Source organism: Nocardia sp. NPDC060255 (genome assembly GCF_042727395.1).
Taxonomy (GTDB): Bacteria; Actinomycetota; Actinomycetes; order Mycobacteriales; family Mycobacteriaceae; genus Nocardia.
On the sequence record NZ_JBHXAU010000012.1, the window covers coordinates 192,039 to 212,367 of the forward strand.

The 20,329-nt window shown below is 67.4% G+C and carries 22 protein-coding genes; 8 read left to right on the forward strand and 14 right to left on the reverse strand.

What is annotated here, in order from left to right:
* Positions 1–39: 39 nt before the first annotated feature.
* Positions 40–1,512, forward strand: a complete 1,473-nt coding sequence (locus tag ACFWF1_RS22910) for an alpha/beta hydrolase (protein WP_379287330.1) — start codon at positions 40–42, stop codon at positions 1,510–1,512.
* A gap of 153 nt (positions 1,513–1,665) precedes the next feature.
* Here ACFWF1_RS22910 and ACFWF1_RS22915 read toward each other — a convergent pair whose 3' ends face one another.
* Positions 1,666–2,628, reverse strand: a complete 963-nt coding sequence (locus ACFWF1_RS22915; protein ID WP_379287328.1) for a GlxA family transcriptional regulator — start codon at positions 2,626–2,628, stop codon at positions 1,666–1,668.
* A gap of 70 nt (positions 2,629–2,698) precedes the next feature.
* On the opposite strand from ACFWF1_RS22915, the gene ACFWF1_RS22920 reads away from it, so the two are divergent.
* The 4 genes from ACFWF1_RS22920 to ACFWF1_RS22935 all read left to right on the forward strand — a co-directional run bounded on the left by ACFWF1_RS22920 (position 2,699) and on the right by ACFWF1_RS22935 (position 4,901).
* On the forward strand, positions 2,699–3,646 hold the full coding sequence (locus ACFWF1_RS22920; RefSeq protein WP_379287326.1) for an NADP-dependent oxidoreductase: 948 nt from the start codon (positions 2,699–2,701) through the stop codon (positions 3,644–3,646).
* 73 nt (positions 3,647–3,719) lie between these two features.
* Positions 3,720–3,926 (forward strand): DUF5988 family protein, encoded by a 207-nt coding sequence (locus ACFWF1_RS22925; RefSeq protein WP_150406073.1) that lies wholly within the window; start codon positions 3,720–3,722, stop codon positions 3,924–3,926.
* A gap of 121 nt (positions 3,927–4,047) precedes the next feature.
* On the forward strand, positions 4,048–4,410 hold the full coding sequence (locus tag ACFWF1_RS22930; RefSeq protein WP_379287324.1) for a metalloregulator ArsR/SmtB family transcription factor: 363 nt from the start codon (positions 4,048–4,050) through the stop codon (positions 4,408–4,410).
* Positions 4,407–4,901 carry an SRPBCC family protein gene (locus ACFWF1_RS22935; RefSeq protein ID WP_379287322.1) on the forward strand — a complete coding sequence of 165 codons (495 nt, stop codon included), beginning with the start codon at positions 4,407–4,409 and terminating at the stop codon, positions 4,899–4,901. The genes ACFWF1_RS22930 and ACFWF1_RS22935 overlap by 4 nt, the downstream gene beginning before the upstream one ends.
* Here ACFWF1_RS22935 and ACFWF1_RS22940 read toward each other — a convergent pair.
* Positions 4,898–5,650, reverse strand: a complete 753-nt coding sequence (locus tag ACFWF1_RS22940) for a YebC/PmpR family DNA-binding transcriptional regulator (RefSeq protein WP_379287321.1) — start codon at positions 5,648–5,650, stop codon at positions 4,898–4,900. The two genes, ACFWF1_RS22935 and ACFWF1_RS22940, sit on opposite strands and share 4 nt — an antisense overlap.
* Positions 5,651–5,766: 116 nt before the next feature.
* Positions 5,767–6,411: a pyridoxal 5'-phosphate synthase glutaminase subunit PdxT gene (gene pdxT / locus ACFWF1_RS22945; RefSeq protein ID WP_379287319.1), complete on the reverse strand. Its 645-nt coding sequence runs from the start codon at positions 6,409–6,411 to the stop codon at positions 5,767–5,769.
* Between the two features lie 218 nt (positions 6,412–6,629).
* Here pdxT and ACFWF1_RS22950 point away from each other — a divergent pair, with 218 nt between their 5' ends.
* A complete protein-coding gene (locus ACFWF1_RS22950; RefSeq protein ID WP_379287540.1) occupies positions 6,630–8,321 on the forward strand; it encodes an APC family permease in 1,692 nt (563 codons plus the stop codon).
* A gap of 313 nt (positions 8,322–8,634) precedes the next feature.
* Here ACFWF1_RS22950 and ACFWF1_RS22955 read toward each other — a convergent pair whose 3' ends face one another.
* Complete coding sequence (locus ACFWF1_RS22955; protein WP_379287318.1) at positions 8,635–9,453, reverse strand: acyl-CoA thioesterase; 819 nt, start codon at positions 9,451–9,453, stop codon at positions 8,635–8,637.
* Positions 9,454–9,585: 132 nt separating this feature from the next.
* On the opposite strand from ACFWF1_RS22955, the gene ACFWF1_RS22960 reads away from it, so the two are divergent.
* Entirely contained in the window at positions 9,586–10,191 is a 606-nt protein-coding gene (locus ACFWF1_RS22960) for a hypothetical protein (protein ID WP_379287316.1), read from the forward strand.
* A 39-nt stretch (positions 10,192–10,230) separates the two neighbouring features.
* Here the strand turns inward: ACFWF1_RS22960 and ACFWF1_RS22965 are convergent, their stop codons facing one another.
* The gene (locus tag ACFWF1_RS22965) at positions 10,231–11,400 is read right to left on the reverse strand and encodes a serine hydrolase domain-containing protein (RefSeq protein ID WP_379287315.1); all 1,170 of its coding nucleotides are present in this window, start codon (positions 11,398–11,400) and stop codon (positions 10,231–10,233) included.
* A 321-nt stretch (positions 11,401–11,721) separates the two neighbouring features.
* Here ACFWF1_RS22965 and ACFWF1_RS22970 point away from each other — a divergent pair, with 321 nt between their 5' ends.
* Positions 11,722–12,102: an HIT family protein gene (locus ACFWF1_RS22970; protein WP_379287314.1), complete on the forward strand. Its 381-nt coding sequence runs from the start codon at positions 11,722–11,724 to the stop codon at positions 12,100–12,102.
* A 34-nt stretch (positions 12,103–12,136) separates the two neighbouring features.
* On the opposite strand, the gene ACFWF1_RS22975 is transcribed toward ACFWF1_RS22970, so the two are convergent.
* The 9 genes from ACFWF1_RS22975 to pgsA form a co-directional block, all read right to left on the reverse strand.
* Positions 12,137–12,868 (reverse strand): SDR family oxidoreductase, encoded by a 732-nt coding sequence (locus tag ACFWF1_RS22975; RefSeq protein ID WP_379287312.1) that lies wholly within the window; start codon positions 12,866–12,868, stop codon positions 12,137–12,139.
* 80 nt (positions 12,869–12,948) lie between these two features.
* Positions 12,949–13,443 (reverse strand): hypothetical protein, encoded by a 495-nt coding sequence (locus tag ACFWF1_RS22980; protein ID WP_379287310.1) that lies wholly within the window; start codon positions 13,441–13,443, stop codon positions 12,949–12,951.
* Between the two features lie 145 nt (positions 13,444–13,588).
* The gene (locus tag ACFWF1_RS22985; RefSeq protein WP_379287308.1) at positions 13,589–13,966 is read right to left on the reverse strand and encodes a 6-carboxytetrahydropterin synthase; all 378 of its coding nucleotides are present in this window, start codon (positions 13,964–13,966) and stop codon (positions 13,589–13,591) included.
* 13 nt (positions 13,967–13,979) lie between these two features.
* Positions 13,980–14,873 (reverse strand): LysR family transcriptional regulator, encoded by an 894-nt coding sequence (locus tag ACFWF1_RS22990; protein WP_379287306.1) that lies wholly within the window; start codon positions 14,871–14,873, stop codon positions 13,980–13,982.
* Between the two features lie 152 nt (positions 14,874–15,025).
* Positions 15,026–15,928: a pyridoxal 5'-phosphate synthase lyase subunit PdxS gene (pdxS, locus tag ACFWF1_RS22995; RefSeq protein WP_357379152.1), complete on the reverse strand. Its 903-nt coding sequence runs from the start codon at positions 15,926–15,928 to the stop codon at positions 15,026–15,028.
* Positions 15,929–16,397: 469 nt separating this feature from the next.
* Positions 16,398–17,441 (reverse strand): NUDIX domain-containing protein, encoded by a 1,044-nt coding sequence (locus ACFWF1_RS23000; RefSeq protein ID WP_379287538.1) that lies wholly within the window; start codon positions 17,439–17,441, stop codon positions 16,398–16,400.
* Positions 17,441–18,565 carry a glycosyltransferase family 4 protein gene (locus ACFWF1_RS23005; RefSeq protein WP_379287303.1) on the reverse strand — a complete coding sequence of 375 codons (1,125 nt, stop codon included), beginning with the start codon at positions 18,563–18,565 and terminating at the stop codon, positions 17,441–17,443. The genes ACFWF1_RS23000 and ACFWF1_RS23005 overlap by 1 nt, the downstream gene beginning before the upstream one ends.
* The gene (locus tag ACFWF1_RS23010; protein WP_379287301.1) at positions 18,562–19,575 is read right to left on the reverse strand and encodes a phosphatidylinositol mannoside acyltransferase; all 1,014 of its coding nucleotides are present in this window, start codon (positions 19,573–19,575) and stop codon (positions 18,562–18,564) included. Before ACFWF1_RS23010 ends, ACFWF1_RS23005 begins: the two co-directional genes overlap by 4 nt.
* A gap of 46 nt (positions 19,576–19,621) precedes the next feature.
* Complete coding sequence (gene pgsA / locus ACFWF1_RS23015; protein ID WP_379287299.1) at positions 19,622–20,329, reverse strand: phosphatidylinositol phosphate synthase; 708 nt, start codon at positions 20,327–20,329, stop codon at positions 19,622–19,624.

Here is a 20,329-nt window from a genome sequence, read left to right on the forward strand (position 1 = left end):
CACAGGGTCTCTCGAGGAACGGTGTCCACAATGCCGTAGGTGTCTGCCCTTGGAGTGCCGTTTGCCGCGCCCGCGATCCCGGTGCCCCCGCCGGCCCCGCAGTTGCCGTCGGCGAATCTGAATCCCAACTATCAGAACACCTTTCATCACGGGATCTCCCTGTTGCACGGGTGGCTGCCGTTGACCGTGGAGATCGTCGCGGTGGTGTTTCTGCTCGTCGCCGTCGCGCGCGGGTCCCGGCGGTGGTGGGCGATCCAGGTGCCGGTGTGTGTGCTGATCGGCGTGCTCGGCGCGTTGGTCGCGCGGTGGTACGTGTCGAATCAAGGGCTGGCGTCGGATCCCGCACCCGCGTTGCTGTGGGCCTGCATCGGCGGCACGGCGGGTGCGCTGGCCGTCGCGGTGCTCGGCTGGCGGGGCGCCGGGTGGTGGCGGCGCGGGGTTGCGCTGCTTGCCATTCCGTTGGCCCTGCTCAGTACCGGTCTCGTGCTCAACCAATGGGTCGGCTACTACCCCACCGCGCAGTCCGCGTGGAGTGCGCTCACCGCCGGTCCGCTGCCGAACCAGACCGACCTCGACGCGCTGGCCGGATTGCGCAACACCACCGTGTCCACGGGCAAGATCGTGCCGGTCCGAATTCCCGACTCGGGCAGCAACTTTCCGCATCGCACCGAGTACGTGTACCTGCCGCCCGCCTGGTTCGCCGGGCCGACCCCGCCCACGCTGCCCGTGGTGATGATGATCGGCGGCGAATTCAACACCCCCGCCGACTGGATCCGCAGCGGACAGATCATGCCCGCTGTTGACCAGTTCACCACCGCCAACGGCGGCCTCGCCCCCATCCTCGTGTTCGTCGATTCCAGCGGCAGTTTCAACAACGACACCGAATGCGTGAACGGCCCGCGCGGCGACGCCGCCGACCACCTGACCCGAGACGTGCCCAGCTACCTCGAATCCCGCTTCGGCGCCGCCGCCGATCCCGCGCAGTGGGCGGTGGTCGGCTGGTCCATGGGCGGCACCTGCGCCGTCGACCTGGCCGTCATGCACCCGGAACTGATCCACACCTTCGTCGACATCGCCGGTGACATCGGCCCGGTCTCCGGCACCAAAGACCAAACCATCGCCCGCCTCTACGGCGGCGACGCCGACCGGTGGGCCGCCTTCGACCCGCTCACCGTCATGGCGAAACACGGCCAATACACCGGCCTGGCAGGCCTTTTCGACGATCTCACACCACCGCAGCGCCACTACCCCACCGGCAACGGCGCACCGCGCGGGCCCCGGCCTCCGACGGACGACGACAACCCAGGAATGGGCGGCCACGACGGCGTCATGGACACCGGCGAGGTCGGCGCGGCCGAAAAGCTGTGCAACCAGGGCCATGAGGTCGGCATCGACTGCACCATCCACACCACCCAGGGCGGACACACCTGGCAGTTCGCGTCGGCGGCGTTCACCTCGTCCCTGCCTTGGATTGCCGCCCGCCTCGGCCTCCCCACCCCCAACGCCACCTAACCGATTCCCGCCCAACGGGATATGACGGCGGCCCCACTCGCACTTCGCCGCCACCATGTCCCGTTGGCGTGGCGGTCCGACGGCCGTCCGACTGGCGGTTCTACGCTCGGGAGCCTCAGGGCGACAGCGTGATTCGAGATCGGGCGTTCGGCGTCAAGCTGGCGACAGAGTTCGGGTGAAGGTGCGGCGGTAGGCCTGGGGTGAGACGCCGATTGCCTCGTGTAGGTGCTGGCGCAACGAGGTTCCGGTGGCGAAGCCGACCTCGCCTGCGATGCGGTCGACCGTCATGTCGGTCGATTCGAGCAGGTGGCGGGCGCGGAACAGGCGCTGTTGAATCAGCCAGCGGCCCGGGCTCATTCCGACCTCCTCGCTGAACCGGCGGGCGAAGGTGCGTTTGCTCATGCGGGCGCGGACGGCGAGTTCGTCGACGGTGAGTGGCAGGTGCAGGTTTTCCAGTGCCCACTGCCGGGCGGCGGCCGTGCCCGCCGAGGTGGACGGCGGTACCGGCTGCTCGATGTACTGGGCTTGGCCGCCGTCGCGCCACGGCGGCATGACGCAGCGCCTGGCCACCGCGTTGGCGACCGCGCTGCCGTGGTCGCGGCGTACGAGGTGCAGGCACACGTCGATACCGGCCGCCGCGCCTGCGGAGGTGAGGATGTCATCGTCGTCGACATACAGCACGTCGGGGTCGAGGCGAACGCGCGGGAACGTCCGGCGGAAGAGGTCGGCCTCGTTCCAATGTGTGGTCGCCGGGCGCCCGTCGAGCAGTCCGGCGGCCGCCGCGACGAACGCGCCGGTGCAGATCGCGACGAGCCGGGCCTCGGGCCGGATCCGGGCGAGCGCGTCGCGCACGGGCTGGGGCAGCTCGCCGCCGAGGGTCATCGTGATGTCGCACGCGGGCAGGATCACGGTGTCGGCGGTGTCGATGATGCCGCTGTCGTGCGCGACGGAAATCGAGTAGTCCGCGACGGTGCGCACCGGCCGACCGTCGAGCGAACAGGTACGCACCTCGTAGCGGCCGCCCGCACTGCCGAATACCCGGTTCGGGATGCCGAGCTCGAACGGATAGACCCCGTCGAGCGCCAGCACCGCGATCAGATGAACCGAAGACGCCATGGCACGATCATATCGAAGAATGGCAATCATGCCATTTCCTGGCCGAAGCCGGAGCGGCAAACTCAGTGCAATGAGCGAAAGTATGCGTGCGATCAGTCAAGACACCCTCGGTGGCCCCGAGGTCCTCACCGAGGTGCAACTCCCCCGGCCGGTCCCCGGTCCCGGCGAGATTCTCGTGCGGGTACGTGCCGCCGGGCTCAACCCGACCGACTGGAAGCACCGGGCCAACGCGAACGCCTTCCTCCCCCCGCCGCCCTTCGTGCTCGGCTGGGACGTCTCCGGCGAGGTCGCCGAAACCGGCATCGGCGTGGCCCTGCATCAACCCGGCGACGAGGTCTTCGGCATGCTCCCGTACCCGAACGGCCACGGCGCGACCGCCGAGTACGTCGTCGGCCCGGCCCGCGCCTTCGCCCGCAAACCCGCGAGCCTCGATCATGTGCAGGCCGCCGCGATCCCACTGGCCGCACTCACCGCCTGGCAGGCCCTGGTCGACTTGGCCGACCTGCAGGCAGGCCAGCGGGTGTTGATCCACGCGGCCGCGGGCGGCGTCGGGCACTTCGCCGTCCAGATCGCCAAGGCCCGCGGCGCTTACGTCATCGGCACGGCCAGCGCGCCCAATCACGAATTCCTGCGCGGCCTCGGCGCGGACGAGGTGATCGACTACCGCACAACCGATGTCGCCGATGCGGTTCGCGACGTAGACGTGGTGCTGGATTCGATCAGTGACGACAACAGCGTCCAGTCGCTGCGCACGTTGCGCCCGGGTGGCCTGCTGGTCACGCTGCGCCCGACCGGCGAGGCCGATCTGGCGGGCGCGGCGAGCAAGCTCGGCGTGCGCGCGCTGCGCATGCTGGTGGAGGACGACCAGGCGGGCATGGTCGCGTTGTCCGGGCTCGTCGAGTCCGGCACGTTGCGGCCGACGATCGCGGGCACCTTCCCGCTCGCGGACACCGCGAAGGCGCATGCGTTGGGCGACACCGGCCGTACCGTCGGCAAACTGGTTGTCACTGTGCCCTGACGCCGAAACTTTTTCCGCGCGGCGCTTCGGTGAATCCGCGAAATCGGGGCGGTCACGCTTCTACCATCCGATGATGAGCACTGTTGTGAAGGCTGTCCTCGAGGGCGGGCCGAAAGACATGCCCGCGCGCATCGTTCCCATCACCCCGCCGGGAATCGAGTTGAAAGTCCCGTTCAAGGGTGGTTACGAACACTTCAAGGTGACCCGCAAGGAGAAGGACACCCCGGAGGGGCGGTTGCGTGTTTACGAGTGGTCCAGCCGGACCGAACTCCCGAAGTGACGCGCGAATAATCGTCCTGTGCGGCCGGTCGGATCACCGACCGGCCGCCTTCTCCTTGCCCGCCCAGGCAACAGCGGGCAACCCATGGACAGATGCGTAACCAGCTGGTTACGCTTTACGGGTGGACGAAGTGGCGAGCGCGATCGCCGATCCGGTGCGACGGGAGATCCTGACGTTGCTGCGCGGCGCCCGGCTCACCGCCGGTGAGATCGCCGGACAGTTCGCGATCAGCAGACCGGCGATCAGCAGGCACCTGCGCGTCCTGCGCGAAAGCGGCCTGGTCCGTGACGAACTCATCGGCAGGCAGCGCTACTACGTGCTCGATCGGGCACCGCTCACCGAACTAGCCGACTGGATCGCCCGCTTCGACACGCCCACCGCGTGGGAGCACCGGCTCGACGCACTCGACACCGAGGTCTACCGCACGCGTCGCGAGCACCGCGCGGCACCGGCCGACCGTAACCCGAAGGAACACACGGGATGACCAACCGACCCAACGGCCGCCTCGACCGCACCGACGGTAAGCGCGATCTGATCCTGACCAGAACCTATCGCGCGCCGATCGAGGACGTGTGGGCCAGCGTCACCGAATCCGACCGCACCGCACGCTGGTTCGGCCCATGGGAGGGCGAAGCTGGCACCGGCGGGAACATCAAGATCCAGATGGTGCACGAGGAAGGCGCGCCCTGGTGCAACGCCCACATCGACGTATGCGAACCACCGCGGCGGCTCTCGATCACCACCAAGGACAGCTATGGCAGCTGGCGCCTCGAAGCGGTCCTCACCGAGACCGACGGCGTCACCGAGCTCGTCTTCACCCATCACCTGGAGCCCGACGCGCCGATCGCCGAGGTCGGTCCCGGCTGGGAGTTCTACCTGGACGCACTCCGGGCGGCCCGCGATGATGCGGACCGCCCCGAGTGGGAGGACTACTACCCCTCGATGAAGCAGTACTACGAAGCGCTGCCGGACTAGTCGTCCAGCTGCGCCAGGATCTCGTCCGAGATATCAACGTTCGTGTACACGTTCTGCACGTCGTCGCTGTCCTCGAGCGCGTCGACCAACTTGATCACCTTGCGGGCACCGTCGGCGTCGACCTCGACCGACACCGATGGCTGGAAGCCGGATTCGGCGGAGTCGTAGTCGATTTCGGCGACCTGCAACGCCTTGCGCACCGGGATCAGGTCGCTCGGGTCGCTGATGATCTCGAAGGAGTCGCCGAGGTCGTTGACCTCCTCGGCACCCGCGTCGAGCACGGCCATCAGGACGTCGTCCTCGGACAGGCCGTTCTTCTCCAGCGTGACGACGCCCTTGCGGTGGAACAGGTAGGACACCGAACCCGGGTCGGCCATGTTGCCGCCGTTGCGGGTCATCGCGACACGCACCTCGCCCGCGGCGCGGTTGCGGTTGTCGGTGAGGCATTCGATCAGCACCGCGACACCATTGGGGCCGTAGCCCTCGTACATGATGGTCTGCCAGTCGGCGCCGCCGGCTTCTTCACCGCCGCCGCGCTTGCGGGCACGTTCGATGTTGTCGTTGGGCACCGACGACTTCTTCGCCTTCTGGATGGCGTCGTAGAGCGTCGGATTGCCTCCGGGGTCACTGCCACCCGTGCGGGCCGCCACCTCGATGTTCTTGATCAACTTGGCGAAGAGCTTGCCGCGCTTCGCGTCGATCCCCGCCTTCTTGTGCTTGGTGGTGGCCCATTTGGAGTGGCCGCTCATTCCCTACTTCCTTCAGGTCGATGGCACGTTTGGTGGTGTGTACCGTACCGGCCCGGCCGGACGAACAACTTCTCCAGCCTACTCGGCCGGTCATGACGGTCTGAACGGCGCGTGAACTACGCGTCCCGGACCAGGTCCACGAACATCCGGTGCACCCGCAGATCGCCGGTTACCTCCGGGTGGAACGAGGTCGCGAGGACGTTGCCTTGCCGCACTGCCACAATGCGGCCCGCGAACGGTCCGCCGGGTACGGTCGCCAGCACCTCGACGCCGGCACCGGCGCGCTCCACCCAGGGCGCCCGGATGAAGACCGCGCGCATCGGACCGTCGTCGAGTCCGGTGAAATCCAGATCGACCTCGAACGAATCGACCTGACGGCCGAAGGCGTTGCGGCGCACCGTCATATCGATGCCGGACAGGTGCTGCGCGTCGGGGCGGGTGTCGAGCACCTCGCTCGCGAGCAGGATCATGCCCGCGCAGGAACCGAAGGCGGGCATGCCATCTCGCAGCCGCGCGCGCAGCGGCTCGAGCAGTTCGAAGACCTCCAGCAGCTTGCTGATGGCGGTCGATTCGCCGCCCGGCAGGATCAGCGCGTCCACCGCGGCCAGCTCGGACGCGCGGCGCACCAGTACGGGTTCGGCGCCGCAATGAGCCAGGGCCGCGATGTGCTCGCGCACGTCGCCCTGCAGGGCCAGCACGCCGATGGTGGGGCCGGTCGGGGCGAGGTCGGCGGCGGGTGCGGCGACCGGGGAAGCGTTCACGTCGGAAAGTTTACGAGCCGCGGCGATGTGCGCCTGCTCACGGTCGCCGTCAGGGTTCCGTCAACGCCGGAGTAATCCGGCCGCGACAGGCCGACACTATCGAAGTGATAGCTGTGTTGCCGCGCAAGGTGCCTGCACCGGGCGGAGATGCGAATACCGCCAGGCCCCGCCGCGGACTCACCGTCCCGACCGGTTTGGCCGGCCTTTCCCTCGATGCGATGGCGTCGGTGTCCTACGGCCCGGAAGCCATTGTGCTGGTGCTGGCCACCGCGGGCGGCGCGGGCCTCGGCCTGACCCTGCCGGTGACGCTGGCGATCGCGGCGCTGCTGGCCGTGCTGGTCGCCTCCTACCGCCAGGTGATCGCCGCGTTCCCGAACGGCGGTGGCGCGTACGCGGTGGCCAAGGCGCATCTGGGGCATCGCACCAGCCTGACCGCGGCGGCCTCGCTGATCATCGACTACGTGTTGAACGTGGCGGTGTCGATCGCCGCCGGTGTCGCCGCACTCACCTCGGCGTTTCCCGCGTTGCTGCCGTACACGCTGTGGATCTGCCTGGCGATCCTGGTCGGCATCACCGCACTCAATCTGCTGGGTATCACCGAGAGCGCCCGCGCGTTCATGGTGCCGACCGTCGTCTTCGTGGTCGGCATCTTCACGGTGATCATCGCGGGACTGCTGCGTTCGGAGCCCTCGAGCGTTAGCGCCGGCGCCGCGACCGTGCTCGACATGCACACGGTTGGAGTTCTGTTGCTGCTCAAGGCCTTCTCCAGCGGCTGCGCCGCGCTGACCGGTGTCGAGGCGATCGCGAACGCGGTGCCCAGCTTCGAGGCGCCGAAAGTCGTTCGCGCGCAACGGGCCGAGGTCGCGCTGGGCGCGCTGCTCGGCATCATGCTGATCGGGCTCGCCCTGCTGATCGAGAAGTTCGAGGTGCACCCGATCGACGGCACCACGGTGCTCTCCCAGTTGACCGAGGCCGCGCTCGGACACGGAATCGGTTACTACGTAGTCCAATTCGCGACCGTGATCCTGCTGGCACTGGCCGCCAACACCTCCTACGGCGGGCTGCCGACGCTGACCAAGATCCTCGCCGACGACAACTGCCTGCCGCACCGGTTCGCGGTCAGCTCGCCACGCCAGGTCTATCGGTACGGCGTGCTGACCCTCGCCGTCGCCGCCGGCGCGCTGCTGATCGGCGCGAACGGCAATATGAACGCGCTGGTCCCGCTGTTCGCGATCGGCGTATTCGTCGGATTCACCATCGCGCAGGTCGGCATGGTGCGGCACTGGCTGCTGGCCAGGACCGGCGGCTGGCAGTGGCGGATGGCGCTCAACGGATTCGGCGCGCTGCTCACCTTCATCGCCGCAATCGTCACCACCGCAATGAAATTCACCGAAGGCGCCTGGTTGATCGTGCTGATCCTGCCCGCGCTGGTGGTCGGGATGGAACGAATTCGCGACACCTACGGCAAGATCGGCGCGTTCCGCCGGTCCGACGAGGTACCGCCCCCGCCGCGGCCGCGTGACGCCGTCATCGTGGTGCCGGTGTCCGAGGTTTCCGACTTGAGCTGCGAGGCACTGTCCGCGGCGCTCTCGATCGGCAAAGACGTTGTCGCGGTGCATGTTTGCCTGCCGGGCGAGTCGGTCAAGGCGTTCACCAAGGCATGGGAGGCCTGGCACCCGGACGTGCGACTGGTGCTCCTCGAGGACAGCGACGCGACAGTCGGCGGCCCGGTGGCGCGCTACGTCAGCGAGAACTTCGAAGGCCGCCGCAAGGTCGTCGTCATCGCCGAGGTCGATCCGCCGGTCGGCTGGAACCGCGTGCTGCCCAGCCACCGCAGCGACGAACTGGAACGCGTCCTGCGCCGTATGACCGACACAGTAGTCTGCCACCTGCGCGTCCAGGTGGGCTGAAACCTGATCGAATTCAGGCGGCCGCGGTGGTGTGCGTCGGCCACACGCACACCACCGCAGTCGACAACTCCCCGCGCACGAATCCCCTTCGCGCGCACTAACCTTCCACCCGCGCACCGATTCGCTGACTAATTCATGCGCCGCGCACCACGATGCGCGCGGCGAACCTACGCCGAGCGGCCCGGTCCGCCGCGAATACTGCGAGCCAAGACTGTCGACGGACACGGCGCCGCGCATCAATTCGCCTGCTGCGCAACGATTCGATGACGAATTCGCACGCCGCGCGCCATGATGTGCGCGGCGTCGGTGGCGGTCAGTCGCGCAGGTTGCGGATGAGTCCCTCTTGGACGACTGCGGCGACTAGTTGGCCTTCGCGGTTGAAGATTTTGCCGCCGGTGAGGGCGCGGCCGAAGCCTGCCGACGGGGACGCCTGGTCGTAGAGGAGCCAGTCGTCGGCGCGGAAGGGCCGCAGGAACCACATGGCGTGGTCCAGGGAGGCGTTCTGGGTTTGCTCGTCGGGGTGGATTACCTTCGAGGAGCCGAGCAGGGTCATATCGCTCATGTAGGCGAGGGTGCAGACGTGGAACAGCGGGTCGTCGGGCAGCGGGTGGCGGTAGCGGAACCACACTTGCTGCTGGGAGACCACGCCCTCGCGGCGGGCCACCTGGTCTTGCGGCACCGTGCGGATGTCCCAGTGTTCCCACTCGCGCATCGCCCACAGGCGCTCCGGGCTCATCGTGATGCTGGCGTCCGGGAGTTCGTCGGGCGGCTGCACCGGCGGCATCACATCCTGATGCTCCGGGCCCTCGTCACCGATGTGGAACGACGCCGACATGGTGAATATCGCCTGACCGTCCTGCACGCCGGTGACCCGGCGGGTGCAGAACGAGCGGCCGTCCCGGATCCGCTCGACGAGATACACCGTCGGCTGGTCCGGGTTGCCCGGCCGCAGGAAGTATCCGTGCAGCGAATGCACCTGATACCGCGGTTCGACCGTGCGCACCGCCGACACCAGCGCCTGGCCGGCAACCTGTCCGCCGAACGTGCGCGGAAGCTGAGTCTTCGTGGACGCGCCACGGAAGATGTCGCGCTCGAGCCGCTCTATCTCCAGCGCCTCTTCGATTGTCGCCATGGGCTGAGATTAACTCGCCACACCGCCCGCCTGCTCCTCGGCCGTCAGGTGATCGGCCAGCAATGCGCTGCCACCCGGCAAGATCACATGCCGCCGACGAGGGCGGGTCCCCCGGTTTGCTCTGATGGACCGGTGCCACAGTTCGTGCCGATCACCCAGGACGTCCTCATCGAACGTCTCGTCGAGCGCCTGCGCGCCCTGCCCGGCCACCGGGTGATCGCGATCGACGGCGCCGACGCCGCCCGGCCGGTCGATCTCGCCGATCGGGTCGCCGCCGCATTGCGCGACACCGGCAGACCCGCGAACGTGGTCTCGCTGCATGATTATGTCCGCCCGGCCTCCCTGCGGGTGGAGTTCGGCCGCGACGACATCTCCTATCGCACCGCGTGGTTCGACTACGACGCGCTGCGCCGCGAGGTCATCGACGCGCTGCACACCGACGGCCGCTGGCTGCCCGCCCTGTGGGACGAGGCGACCGATCGCTCGGCCCGCGCCGCCATTCGCCCCGCCCCCGCGGACACCGTCCTGCTCATCGCGGGCCCCATGCTGCTCGACCACTACCTCCAGTTCGACCTGACCGTCCGCCTCGACATGTCGGCACAAGCCCTGCGCCGAACGACCCCGCCCGAAGACCACTGGACCATCCCCGCGCTCGTCGACAATCACGAGAACAACACCACCCCAACGTTCTTCGCCCGATGGGACCACCCTGACCGCCCGGCCCTGCGCGTCGACTAAGTGCTGTGTCGATGACGGGACGGTCCGGGATCGTCGCGTTCAGGGCTTGGGTTTCGACGGACTGCTCGCACACAGCGCCGTGGCGAGAGCAGCCCGGATATCCGCGTCCTGTGCCGCGCTCTGGCCGGGGTCGAGATTGACCATCATCGTCGCGGTGCGACCGTCGGTCGTGGTCGCACCCAACGTCTCGAAGCCCAAGATGCCGCCGTCGTGTCCCCAGTACAAGCCACCGCATGGCAGCGGTGTGCTCTGGAAACCCAGCCCGTAGTCATCGTTGAAGGTATCGCCGGTCGGCCGGGTCGTCATCATCTCCTGGAGTTCAGGCGGATTCAGCAGGCGACCGTTCATGAGGGCACCGAGGAATTGGTTCAGATCCGCAGCGCTGGACACCATCGACCCAGCGGCCCCCGCGATCGACGGATTGAATTCGGAGAGATCGATGGGAGCGGCGTCGCCCGGCTTGACATAACCCTGCGGATGCACGCCGGGGATGCTCGACTGGTCTCCGGGAACAGAAGTGTCACGCAGGCCGAGCGGACCGATGATGCGCTGGTCGATCTCCACCCCATACGGCCGACCGGTGACCTTCTCGATGATCATGCCCGCCAGCAGGTAGTTCGTATTGGAGTACGACCAGCCGGTTCCCGGCGTGAACAGCGACGGATCGGCCAGCGCAAGGTTCACTAATTCCAGCGGATCATGGTGTACGAGAGTATTTTTCAGGACTTCCTCTTGACTCAGCGAAGCCAGGTAGTCGGGCACGCCGCTGGTGTGCTGCAGCAGCTGCCGCACCGTAATGACCTGTCCGTCATTGCCGTTGCCCCGGACCACTCCTGGCAGATACTGCTCCACCGGCGCGTCGAGTACCACCCGATGCTCACTCACAAGTTGCAGCACCACAGTGGACACGAACATCTTCGTCATGCTGCCGATGCGAAATCGACTGTCCCCCACCATCGGTGCCTGAGTCCCGATGTTCGCAACGCCGCTCGTCAACACCGTCCGGCCGCGCGCATCGTTCACTTCGAGCAAGACGCCCGGTGCACCGTCGACAGTGGTCAACCGCTGCAGAATATTCTGTGTATCGGTATAGCTGGGTGGGGGCGCGGCACCCGCGTTATCCCCTGTCCCGCACGCACACAGCGTCAGTGCGGCAGTAGCGCAAACAGCGCCGAAAATAATGGTGTACCTACGCATTTCGTCCTCCACGGATCGTCAGGACCAACGCTAGGCAGCCCCGCCCGGACACACCTCACCCCCGAGAGCCAACTACGCGCCGCCTTGCGATACCCGAGTACCAGACCGATCCCACCCAGAGATGGTGCCGACATCACAGGCCCGTCCTTGCTTTTCTTTTCCAAAGCGTCATTTTGCCTGCTAATAGTTAAATGCGCATATCCACGTAGCTATATGTATTTTCCTCCCGATTTTGAACAGCCAGATCCCGGTGACCATCGTTAAAGTGACCGAATGGGGAGTGAATGCGCTATCTGCACGAAGCATCGGGGCGTCGGACCACTGGTGGGCCCAGTGCTCTTCGAGAACGAACTGGTCGTAGTGACGCATCGCCCCCTCGACCAGGGCTCCCCCATCCCCGGCTACCTGTTCGTGGAAACGCGCCGGCACACTCCAACCGTCTCCACCCTCACCGACCCTGAAGCCGCAGCCATCGGCGTAGCAGTCACCCGAGCGGCCCACGCTCTGCAACAAGAGCTGGCACCGGAATTCGTCTTCTCCGCAATCACCGGCCGCTCCGTCGCCCACTTCCACCAGCACATCTTCGCCCGCCCCATCGGCACCCCGCCAACCACTCCGTGGACCGACGTCGACTCGTGGCGAGACTCCCCTCGCATCACCCCCACCGAGCTGGTGACGTTGTGCGACCGCCTATCCACCCACTTCGCCCCGTGAGTGGCACACCTGCCGTGTGCCACTCACCGAGGATCTACACGAGCCGGTGGCCGCCGTCGACGTGCAAGACAGTGCCGGTGATGAAGGGGTTGCGCATCGCGGCGAGCATGGCCTGGGCGACTTCAGCGGGCTTGCCGATCCGGCCGACCGGCAGGCGGGCCGCGAGTTGTTGGTGGCGTTCGGTTTTGGCGTCGCCCGCGATGGTGTCCCAGATCGGGGTGTCGATCCAGCCCGGGGAGACGACGTTGACGCGGACGGGGCCGAGTTCGACGGCCAGGGCGTAGGCGAGGGATTCGAGAGCGCCGTTGGCGGCGGCGACGATCGAGGAGCCAGGGCCGGGACGGTAGGCGGCGATGCCGGAGGTGAAGGTGAGCGAGCCACCGGGGACGATCCGGGCGTGCTTGGCGAGTAGTGCGGGCCCGATCAGCTTGGCGTCCAAGGTTTTTCGCGCCAGTCCGACATCGAACGAGGCGATGGGCTGATACACGCCCTCGACGTCGACCGCGGTGGTCACCACGTGATCGACCGGACCCACCTCGGTGAACAGCCGCTCGATATCGGCCTCATCGGTGATGTCGACGACGATCGAACGCACCTTGCCCGGCCCATCGGACAAGGTGCGTTCCGCGGCGGCGAGCCGCTCGGCCGAACGGCTGGCGATGATGACCTCCCCGCCTGCCGCCACCACCGCGTCGGCCAACGCCAATCCCATGCCGGAGCTGCCGCCGACGATGACGACCCGTTCTGTTGTTGCGCTATCTGTCATGCCTCCACCCGACCACCGCACCGATCGAGTGTCCATGTCGCGCTATCGAATTCGCGTTAGCGTCGAACTAACGCAGCAGGTCAGCTGGTGCAGGCCGGGGATTGCAGGTTGAGGTTGGTGAGAGCGCCACAGGCCCAGGTCTTCTGGACCTTCCACTTGCCACCGTCGAGAACGAAGGGCACGTCGACCATGTTCTCGGAACCGTTGATCGTGAATTTCCCTTGCGCACTGACGGAGTCGCCGAAAGCGGTCACCCCGGTGATGGTGACCTGAGCGCCCGCCTTCTTGTACTCCTCGGCGAGACGGTTGGGCAGCTCCGGATCGGCCTCGATACCCTGCACCAGGTCCAGCTTCTGCGCGCTGGGCACCGACGGATCCAGCGCCTTCTGCAGCAGCGCGTTCAACTCGTCGACGGTCGGCGGGGCGGGCTGGTTCGGGTTGGCAGTCGCGCTGGTCGTGACACTGGAGGTCTTCGGCGGATCCTTCTTGTCATCGCTCCCACAGGCCGTCAGGCCAAGCGCGGCAACCACGGCCAAGCCTGCGATCGCGATACGTCCGGTCTTACGAAGCTTCAACTGCTCGTCCTTTGCGTTCGGCTGATACATCGACGGTGATGCGGCACGCGCTACCGACGCGATGGTCGACAGGCATCGAAATATGAAGCTACCCAGCGCAATTGTGAGAACAGTAAGACGATGGTGAGGTACGGAGAAGAGTCGGTCAGCTACGGCTGTACCGGGTCGCGACGCCGAGCGAAAGGTTCGTCAGCTCGACATAGGAAAGCTGCGGTACCGAGGTTGTCAGCTGTTCATAAGCCCACCGGCTGACCAGCTCGAAAGTCGGACGGAACGAGAACGTCTCGGTCCAGATATCGGCCGTCAACTCGGCAACCAATCCGTCGATCACGTTGTCGAGCTCATCGGTGTCGATGAACCAGCCATGGTGGCGGAGCTTATCGTCTTCAAAGACGAAGCCGATCCGCAACTCAGCCTCGAATGGCTCGCCGGTAGACCTCGTCGGAATCCCACGAGCCCGCCTTACCGGCGACGGAAGACCCTGTCGCACAGCGAATTTCCGCGACATCTCGATCCTGAACATGCGAGCAGCGTAGTCAGGTTCGATCGGCCGTCGCGCGCCATTGTGGGTCTGCGGCCAGCACCTCGACCAGGGCGCGCACGGCCGGATTCCGGGTAGGCACCCGCCAGATCGCGGCGTAGTTGACCTCCAAGGGGCCACCACGAAGTGGGCGCCAGACGAGGCCGGGGCGGTCGGCGGCGCGCGACGAGCTGAGGCCGATCAGGTCCGGGCGTAAGGGCAGCACCGTGAGCATTTGGGCGTGGCCCATCGCGCTTTCGCTGAGCTGCACCCGAGCGCCCCGTTCCCGCAGCGCACGCAACAGTTCGTCGTGAAGTCCGGCGGCTGATTCTCTGGCGAACAGGATCAGCTCCTGATCGGTGAGGTCGGCCGGTTCGACCTCGTCGGAAGTCGCCAGCGGATGCGCCGCGGACATCAGCACACCGAGTTCGTCGCGGGCGATCGGCCGCTGGGCGAAGCGGTCCGGCAGGGCGACCGGCGCACGCACCAGCGCGAGATCGACCTCGTCGTCATCGAGCAACCGAACTTGGTCGGCAGTGGTGCCACCGGTCAGCACCATCCGAGTGCCGGACGGCAGCAATTCCTCGATTCGCGAAGGGAGCCAAGGCGGTACACCGTTGAGCAACCCGAACCGAACCACCGGCGCCCCCGCCGCCGACGCCCGCCGCGTCTCCCGCACCGCCGAATCAACCGACCGCAACACCTCCTTGCCGGTCCGGAACAACACCTCCCCCGCCGCGGTCAACTCGACCCGCGGCTCCCGGCTCAGCAGCGCCCCACCCATCTCCCGCTCCAACACCTTGATCTGCTGACTGAGCGTCGGCGCCGAAACAAACAACCGCTCCGCCGCCCGCCGAAAATGCAACTCCTCCGCCAACACCACGAAGTACCGCAACTGCCGCAATTCCACTGAAAATCTGCACTCTCTCTCGGGACATGCACTCGCAATAGGGCCCCATAGAGAGTGCATGTCCCGAGAGAAGGTGCAGCTCTTGGCCGCAAACGCGCGCAGGCAGGGACCCGGCGGAGTCCCTGCCTGTTCAGTTCACACCGCTCGCGAGGTCACCAGCCGCGTTCGGCGAGGCGGTGATCGACCGGGAGTTCCTCGACGTTGATGCCGACCATGGCCTCGCCGAGGCCGCGGGACACCTTGGCGAGCACGTCCGGGTCGTCGTAGAAGGTGGTCGCCTTGACGATGGCGGCGGCCCGCTCGGCGGGGTTGCCGGACTTGAAGATGCCGGAGCCGACGAAGACGCCTTCGGCGCCGAGCTGCATCATCATCGCGGCGTCGGCGGGGGTGGCGATGCCGCCCGCGGTGAACAGCACGACGGGCAGCTTGCCGGTCTCGGCGACCTCGCGGACCAGCTCGTAGGGGGCCTGCAGTTCCTTGGCGGCGACGAACAGCTCGTCGGCGGGCAGCGAGGACAGCCTGCGGATCTCGCCGCGGATCTTGCGCATGTGCGTGGTGGCGTTGGAGACGTCGCCGGTGCCCGCCTCGCCCTTCGAGCGAATCATGGCCGCGCCCTCGGTGATTCGGCGCAGCGCCTCACCCAGGTTGGTGGCGCCACACACGAACGGAATGGTGAAGTTCCACTTCTCGATGTGGTTGGCGTAGTCGGCGGGGGTGAGCACCTCGGACTCGTCGATGTAGTCGACGCCGAGGCTCTGCAGGATCTGCGCCTCCACGAAGTGGCCGATGCGCGCCTTCGCCATGACCGGAATGGAGACGGCGGCGATGATGCCGTCGATCATGTCGGGATCGCTCATCCGGGACACGCCGCCCTGCGCGCGGATGTCGGCGGGCACCCGCTCCAGCGCCATCACCGCGACCGCGCCGGCGTCTTCGGCGATCTTGGCCTGGTCGGGGGTGACGACGTCCATGATCACCCCGCCCTTGAGCATCTCGGCCATGCCGCGCTTCACGCGGGCGGTGCCGATGGTCTGGGTGGTGTCGGGCGTCGTCACGGCAAACTCCTGGGTCATCTGCGCCAATCGGGTCGCAAGGGATTGAATCGCCCCAATTCTAGGCGTGCCACCCAGGCCACTTGATAGCCAGTCGGAGATGACTGGCCTTGTCACCTACCAGCGGTTCTGCCCGCCGCCGCGACGCACTGGACCGGTCGTCCGAGCCACGGGAACGGATTCGCCGGGCAGCGGGGCGGTTTCACCCACCCCCGCTAACTTCCGGCGGCGGCTCAGAGCGGGCCGACGACCAGCAACTGCGCCCAGTACTCGGCGGCGGCCGGCCCGATGAGCGGCAACAGGAAATCGAACAACAGGTAGGACATGTACTACGTACCTCCGCACACCGAGCATTTCCCCCACCACCGGCGAGGGCCGCGGCACCGCATTCGAGTGCCTTGCGAAAAGCACTACCCGGCCCGCGCCGATCCAGTCGCGACCGTAGCACGATGGTGAAACACATCACACCCGCTCAGCGGATGGATCTGACCTCGGGGTGAGCGATGCCGGAGGCGGCCGCGGCGGCTTCGGGGAGCAGTTGGTCGAGGTTGTAGGGGTAGACGGTTTCGCCGGAGCGGTCCAAACCGATGATGTCTTCGGCGGTGCACCATTTGTTGCCGGTGATGGAGCGGCGTTCGATGGTGGTGAGGTTGGTGGCCTGCGGTTCGTAGCCGGGCACGCGCAGGGCGAAGAAGAGTTCTTCGGAGCGGATGAGGTCGCCGTCGAAAGGGAACACGGCGACTCGGCGCCAGATCGGGCCGCGCAGGCTGTCCGGATCGGCCTTGTGCCCGGTCTCCTCGTAGAGCTCGCGCACGGCGGCGTCGCGCAGTGTCTCGCCCGGGTCGACGCCGCCACCGACAGTGAACCAGAAGGAGACGTCGGGGGTTTTGGGGTCGTTGCCGCGCATCAGCAAGGTGCGGTCGTTTTCGTCGAACAGCACGATGCGTGCGGTGGTGCGGGTGGTGTCGACGGTGAGTCCGGTGGACGCGGCCGGAGTGGCGCGCTCGGTGATCTCGAAGTAGGTGGGCAGCGGCGCGGTACCGCCGAGGTGCAGGATGCGCACCGATCGGCGGGTGCGCAGCGCGAGGGTGTCGCGGACGGCGTCGTTGTGGAAGCGGCGCGCGATGAGGACGCGTGCCTCGGCGTCGGCCAGCTCGGCCACCAGCTGCGGGCGCAACTTCTCGATGTCGATCGTCGAAAGTGCCCCGGAGAGCTGGTTTTCCACGGTCTCACGATCGGCGCGCGGGACGCGTTCGGCCCGATCGGCCAGCAGCGCAAGCACTTTGCCCTGATCGGCCAGTGCCGGGTCGGCGACCGGATCGGCGACCGCCATCGCGACCGACCTGGCCACCACGGCCCGCCGGGCCAGCGCCGCGTCCAGTGCCTGCCAGGACTGGTCGGAGCGCACGTGCAGCCGGTCGAGCCGGTTGGCGGTGGAGTAGGCCCAGAGGCCGATCGCGACGATGACCGCCGCGATCAGCGCGAGGACGAGAACCGTTGTCGCGGAGAAGGTGATCATCCGGCGGCCCGCACCCTGGTGTCGCCGACGGTGACCGTCTCGTACACCCGCAGGATCTGTTCGGCCACCACCGGCCAGTCGTATTCGCCGACCACCTGAGTCGCGGTGTCCACCAACGCCGCCCGGTGCTTGTCATCGGTGAGCACCTTGTCGATGGCCTTCGCGAGGGCGGCCGAATCACCCACCGGCACAAGCGCACCCGCCGCCCCGTCGCGCAGCACCCGGCGGAAGGCATCCAATTCGCTTGCCACCACGGCGGTTCCGGCGGCCATCGCCTCGATCAGGATGATGCCGAAGCTCTCGCCGCCGAGATTGGGCGCGACGTAGACGTCCGCGCTGCGCATCGCCGACGCTTTCTCCGCATCCGACACCTGACCGAGGAAGCGCAGGTGCCCGGCGAGCGGTCCCGCTTCGCGCCGCAGCCGCTCCTCGTCTCCGCGCCCGACGATGAGGATCTCCAGCTCCTTGTGCTTGCGCACCAGCTCGGGCAGCGCGCCGAGTAGCACGTCCATCCCCTTGCGCGGTTCGTCGTAGCGGCCGAGGAACAGCACGGTCCGGCCGGCCCGCGGGTACCCGGGCAGCATCGGCGCGCGCGCGAACGCGGGCACGTCGACGCCGTTCGGAATCTCCACCGCGTCCGAGCCGAGCGCCTCCACCTGCCACCGCCTGGCCAGCTCCGAGACCGCGATCCGCCCGCTGATCTTCTCGTGGTACGGCCGCAACACACTCTGAAAAGTACTGAGCACCAACGACTTAGTGGTCGACGTATGGAAGGTCGCGACGATCGGCCCCTCCGCGATTTTCAACGCCAGCATCGACAGGCTCGGCGCGTTCGGCTCATGGATGTGCAGCACATCGAAATCGTTGCCGTCGATCCAGCGGCGAATCCTGGTGTAGGCCATCGGCCCGAAGGACAGCCGCGCCACCGAGCCGTTGTAGGGAATCGCGACCGCGCGACCGGCCGACACCACGAAATCGGGCAGCGGGGTGTCCTCCGAGGCGGGCGCGAGCACGCTCACCCGGTGTCCGCGTTCGATGAAAACCCGGGCCAGCTCGACCACGTGGGCCTGCACACCGCCGGGAACGTCGAACGAGTAGGGACAGACCATGCCGATCTTCATGGAGCGCCATCCGAATGGGCCGTCGTGTCAACGTTTACCGTACCGTTCGAGCCCGCCGCCGCGGCAGGCTCGTCATGGTGCGGCTGCGCGGCGGCGATCCTGGCCAGCCGCGCCTCGGACAGGTCGCTTTCCCACTGCGGTTGCAGCATGTGCCAATCCGCGGGATGCTCGGCGATATTGGCCGCGAAGCGATCCGCCACGGCCTGCGTGGCCGCCGCGACACCGTTCGAAACATCCACCGGCGGATAGACTTTCATTCCCCAGTCCTCCGCGCCGTCCTCGGTGAACCAGGTGTGCACCGGCATCAGCACGGCCCCGGTTTCGATGGCCAGCTTGGCGGCACCGGCGGGCAGCCAGGTGCGCTCGCCGAAGAAGGTGACCGGGACGCCGCGACCGGTCAGGTCCCGCTCCCCCATCAGGCAGATCGCCTTGTTCTCCCGCAATCGCTTCGCCAGCTGGACGAACGGCGGTTGTTCGCCGCCGGTCAGCGGGAACACCTCGAACCCGAGGCTCTCCCGGTAGGCGACGAAACGCTCGAACAGCGACTCCGGCTTCAACCGTTCGGCGACGGTAGCGAAGGTGCCGTGGTTCTGCACCAGCCACACCCCGGCCATGTCCCAGTTCCCCGAATGCGGCAGCACCAGGATCGCCCCACGCCCCGCGGCCAGCGCCGCCTCCAGATGCGACTTCCCTTCCAGCACAAGCTCACCGATCGCCGCATGATCCATCGACGGCAACCGGAACGCCTCGCGCCAGTATCGCGCATAGGAACGAACGCTCGCCTGGATCAGCTCGTCCGGCACGTCCGCGGGAGTCCCGCCGACCACCCGGGCGAGGTTGCGCCGCAACTGATTCGGCGCACCACCGGCCCGGAACGCCCGGTTCGCCTTGCGCGCGACCCGATCGGCGCCGAAGTCGAACAGTCGCCGCGCCGTCGACTCGGGCAGTGCTCGTACCAGCCGCCAGCCCGCCGCGTAGCCGACGTCGCTCAACCGCTCCCCGATACTCATGACCTTTGCCCCGTTTCCTGCACCACACCGCCACGATATGGCGGTCTCACGTTGGCAGCTCCGTCGCGTTCGCCGGTCCCGCCGTGGGGTTTTCGGGCCGCGCCACCGGCTTGGCCAGCGGCAGCACGTCGCGCGCGCCCGGCGAGCTGCGCACCGCGAGCACCCGCTGGAACACCGTGACGATGCTGAGCACCGCCAGGACCCACATCGCGACATGCACCGCGTAGGTGAGCCAATGGATGCCGAGGTACCCGCCGATCCCGGTGAACCCGGCCCCGACCAGCACGATGATCAGTCGATCCGGCCGCTCGATGATCCCGCCGTCGGCGGACAGCCCGCTGGCCTCGGCGCGCGCCTTGGCGTACGAAATCACCTGCGAGGTAACCAATACCACCAGGGTCGCGGCGAACAGCGGCTTGTGGTGCGCGTGGAACACCGCCCACCACGCCAGGCCGCCGAAGATCGCCCCGTCGGCCATCCGGTCGCAGGTGGCGTCGAGCACCGCACCGTATTTCGTGCCGCCGCCGCGCGCCCTGGCCATCGCGCCGTCGAGCATGTCGAACATGACGAACAACCAGATCACCATGGTCCCCCAGAACAGGTGTCCGGTCGGGAACAGGGTGACCGCGGCGGCGATCGACGCGGTGGTGCCGATGACCGTCACCGCGTCCGGGGTGAGCCCGGTGCTCACCAGCGCTTTGCCCAGCGGCGCAGTCGCTTTGGCAAACGTATCGCGGCCGAAGAAGCTCAGCAC

Excerpts from the sequence above, each read along its gene's own strand:
- ACFWF1_RS22955 (WP_379287318.1), bottom strand. The coding sequence starts at position 9,453 with ATGGCGACAATCGAAGAGGCGCTGGAGATAGAGCGGCTCGAGCGCGAC.
- ACFWF1_RS22915 (WP_379287328.1), bottom strand. The coding sequence starts at position 2,628 with ATGGCGTCTTCGGTTCATCTGATCGCGGTGCTGGCGCTCGACGGGGTC.
- ACFWF1_RS22925 (WP_150406073.1), top strand. The coding sequence starts at position 3,720 with ATGAGCACTGTTGTGAAGGCTGTCCTCGAGGGCGGGCCGAAAGACATG.
- ACFWF1_RS23010 (WP_379287301.1), bottom strand. The coding sequence starts at position 19,575 with ATGAGTATCGGGGAGCGGTTGAGCGACGTCGGCTACGCGGCGGGCTGG.
- ACFWF1_RS22935 (WP_379287322.1), top strand. The coding sequence starts at position 4,407 with ATGACCAACCGACCCAACGGCCGCCTCGACCGCACCGACGGTAAGCGC.
- ACFWF1_RS22920 (WP_379287326.1), top strand. The coding sequence starts at position 2,699 with ATGAGCGAAAGTATGCGTGCGATCAGTCAAGACACCCTCGGTGGCCCC.
- ACFWF1_RS22940 (WP_379287321.1), bottom strand. The coding sequence starts at position 5,650 with ATGAGCGGCCACTCCAAATGGGCCACCACCAAGCACAAGAAGGCGGGG.
- ACFWF1_RS23005 (WP_379287303.1), bottom strand. The coding sequence starts at position 18,565 with ATGAAGATCGGCATGGTCTGTCCCTACTCGTTCGACGTTCCCGGCGGT.
- ACFWF1_RS22950 (WP_379287540.1), top strand. The coding sequence starts at position 6,630 with ATGGCGTCGGTGTCCTACGGCCCGGAAGCCATTGTGCTGGTGCTGGCC.
- ACFWF1_RS22975 (WP_379287312.1), bottom strand. The coding sequence starts at position 12,868 with ATGACAGATAGCGCAACAACAGAACGGGTCGTCATCGTCGGCGGCAGC.
- ACFWF1_RS22985 (WP_379287308.1), bottom strand. The coding sequence starts at position 13,966 with ATGTTCAGGATCGAGATGTCGCGGAAATTCGCTGTGCGACAGGGTCTT.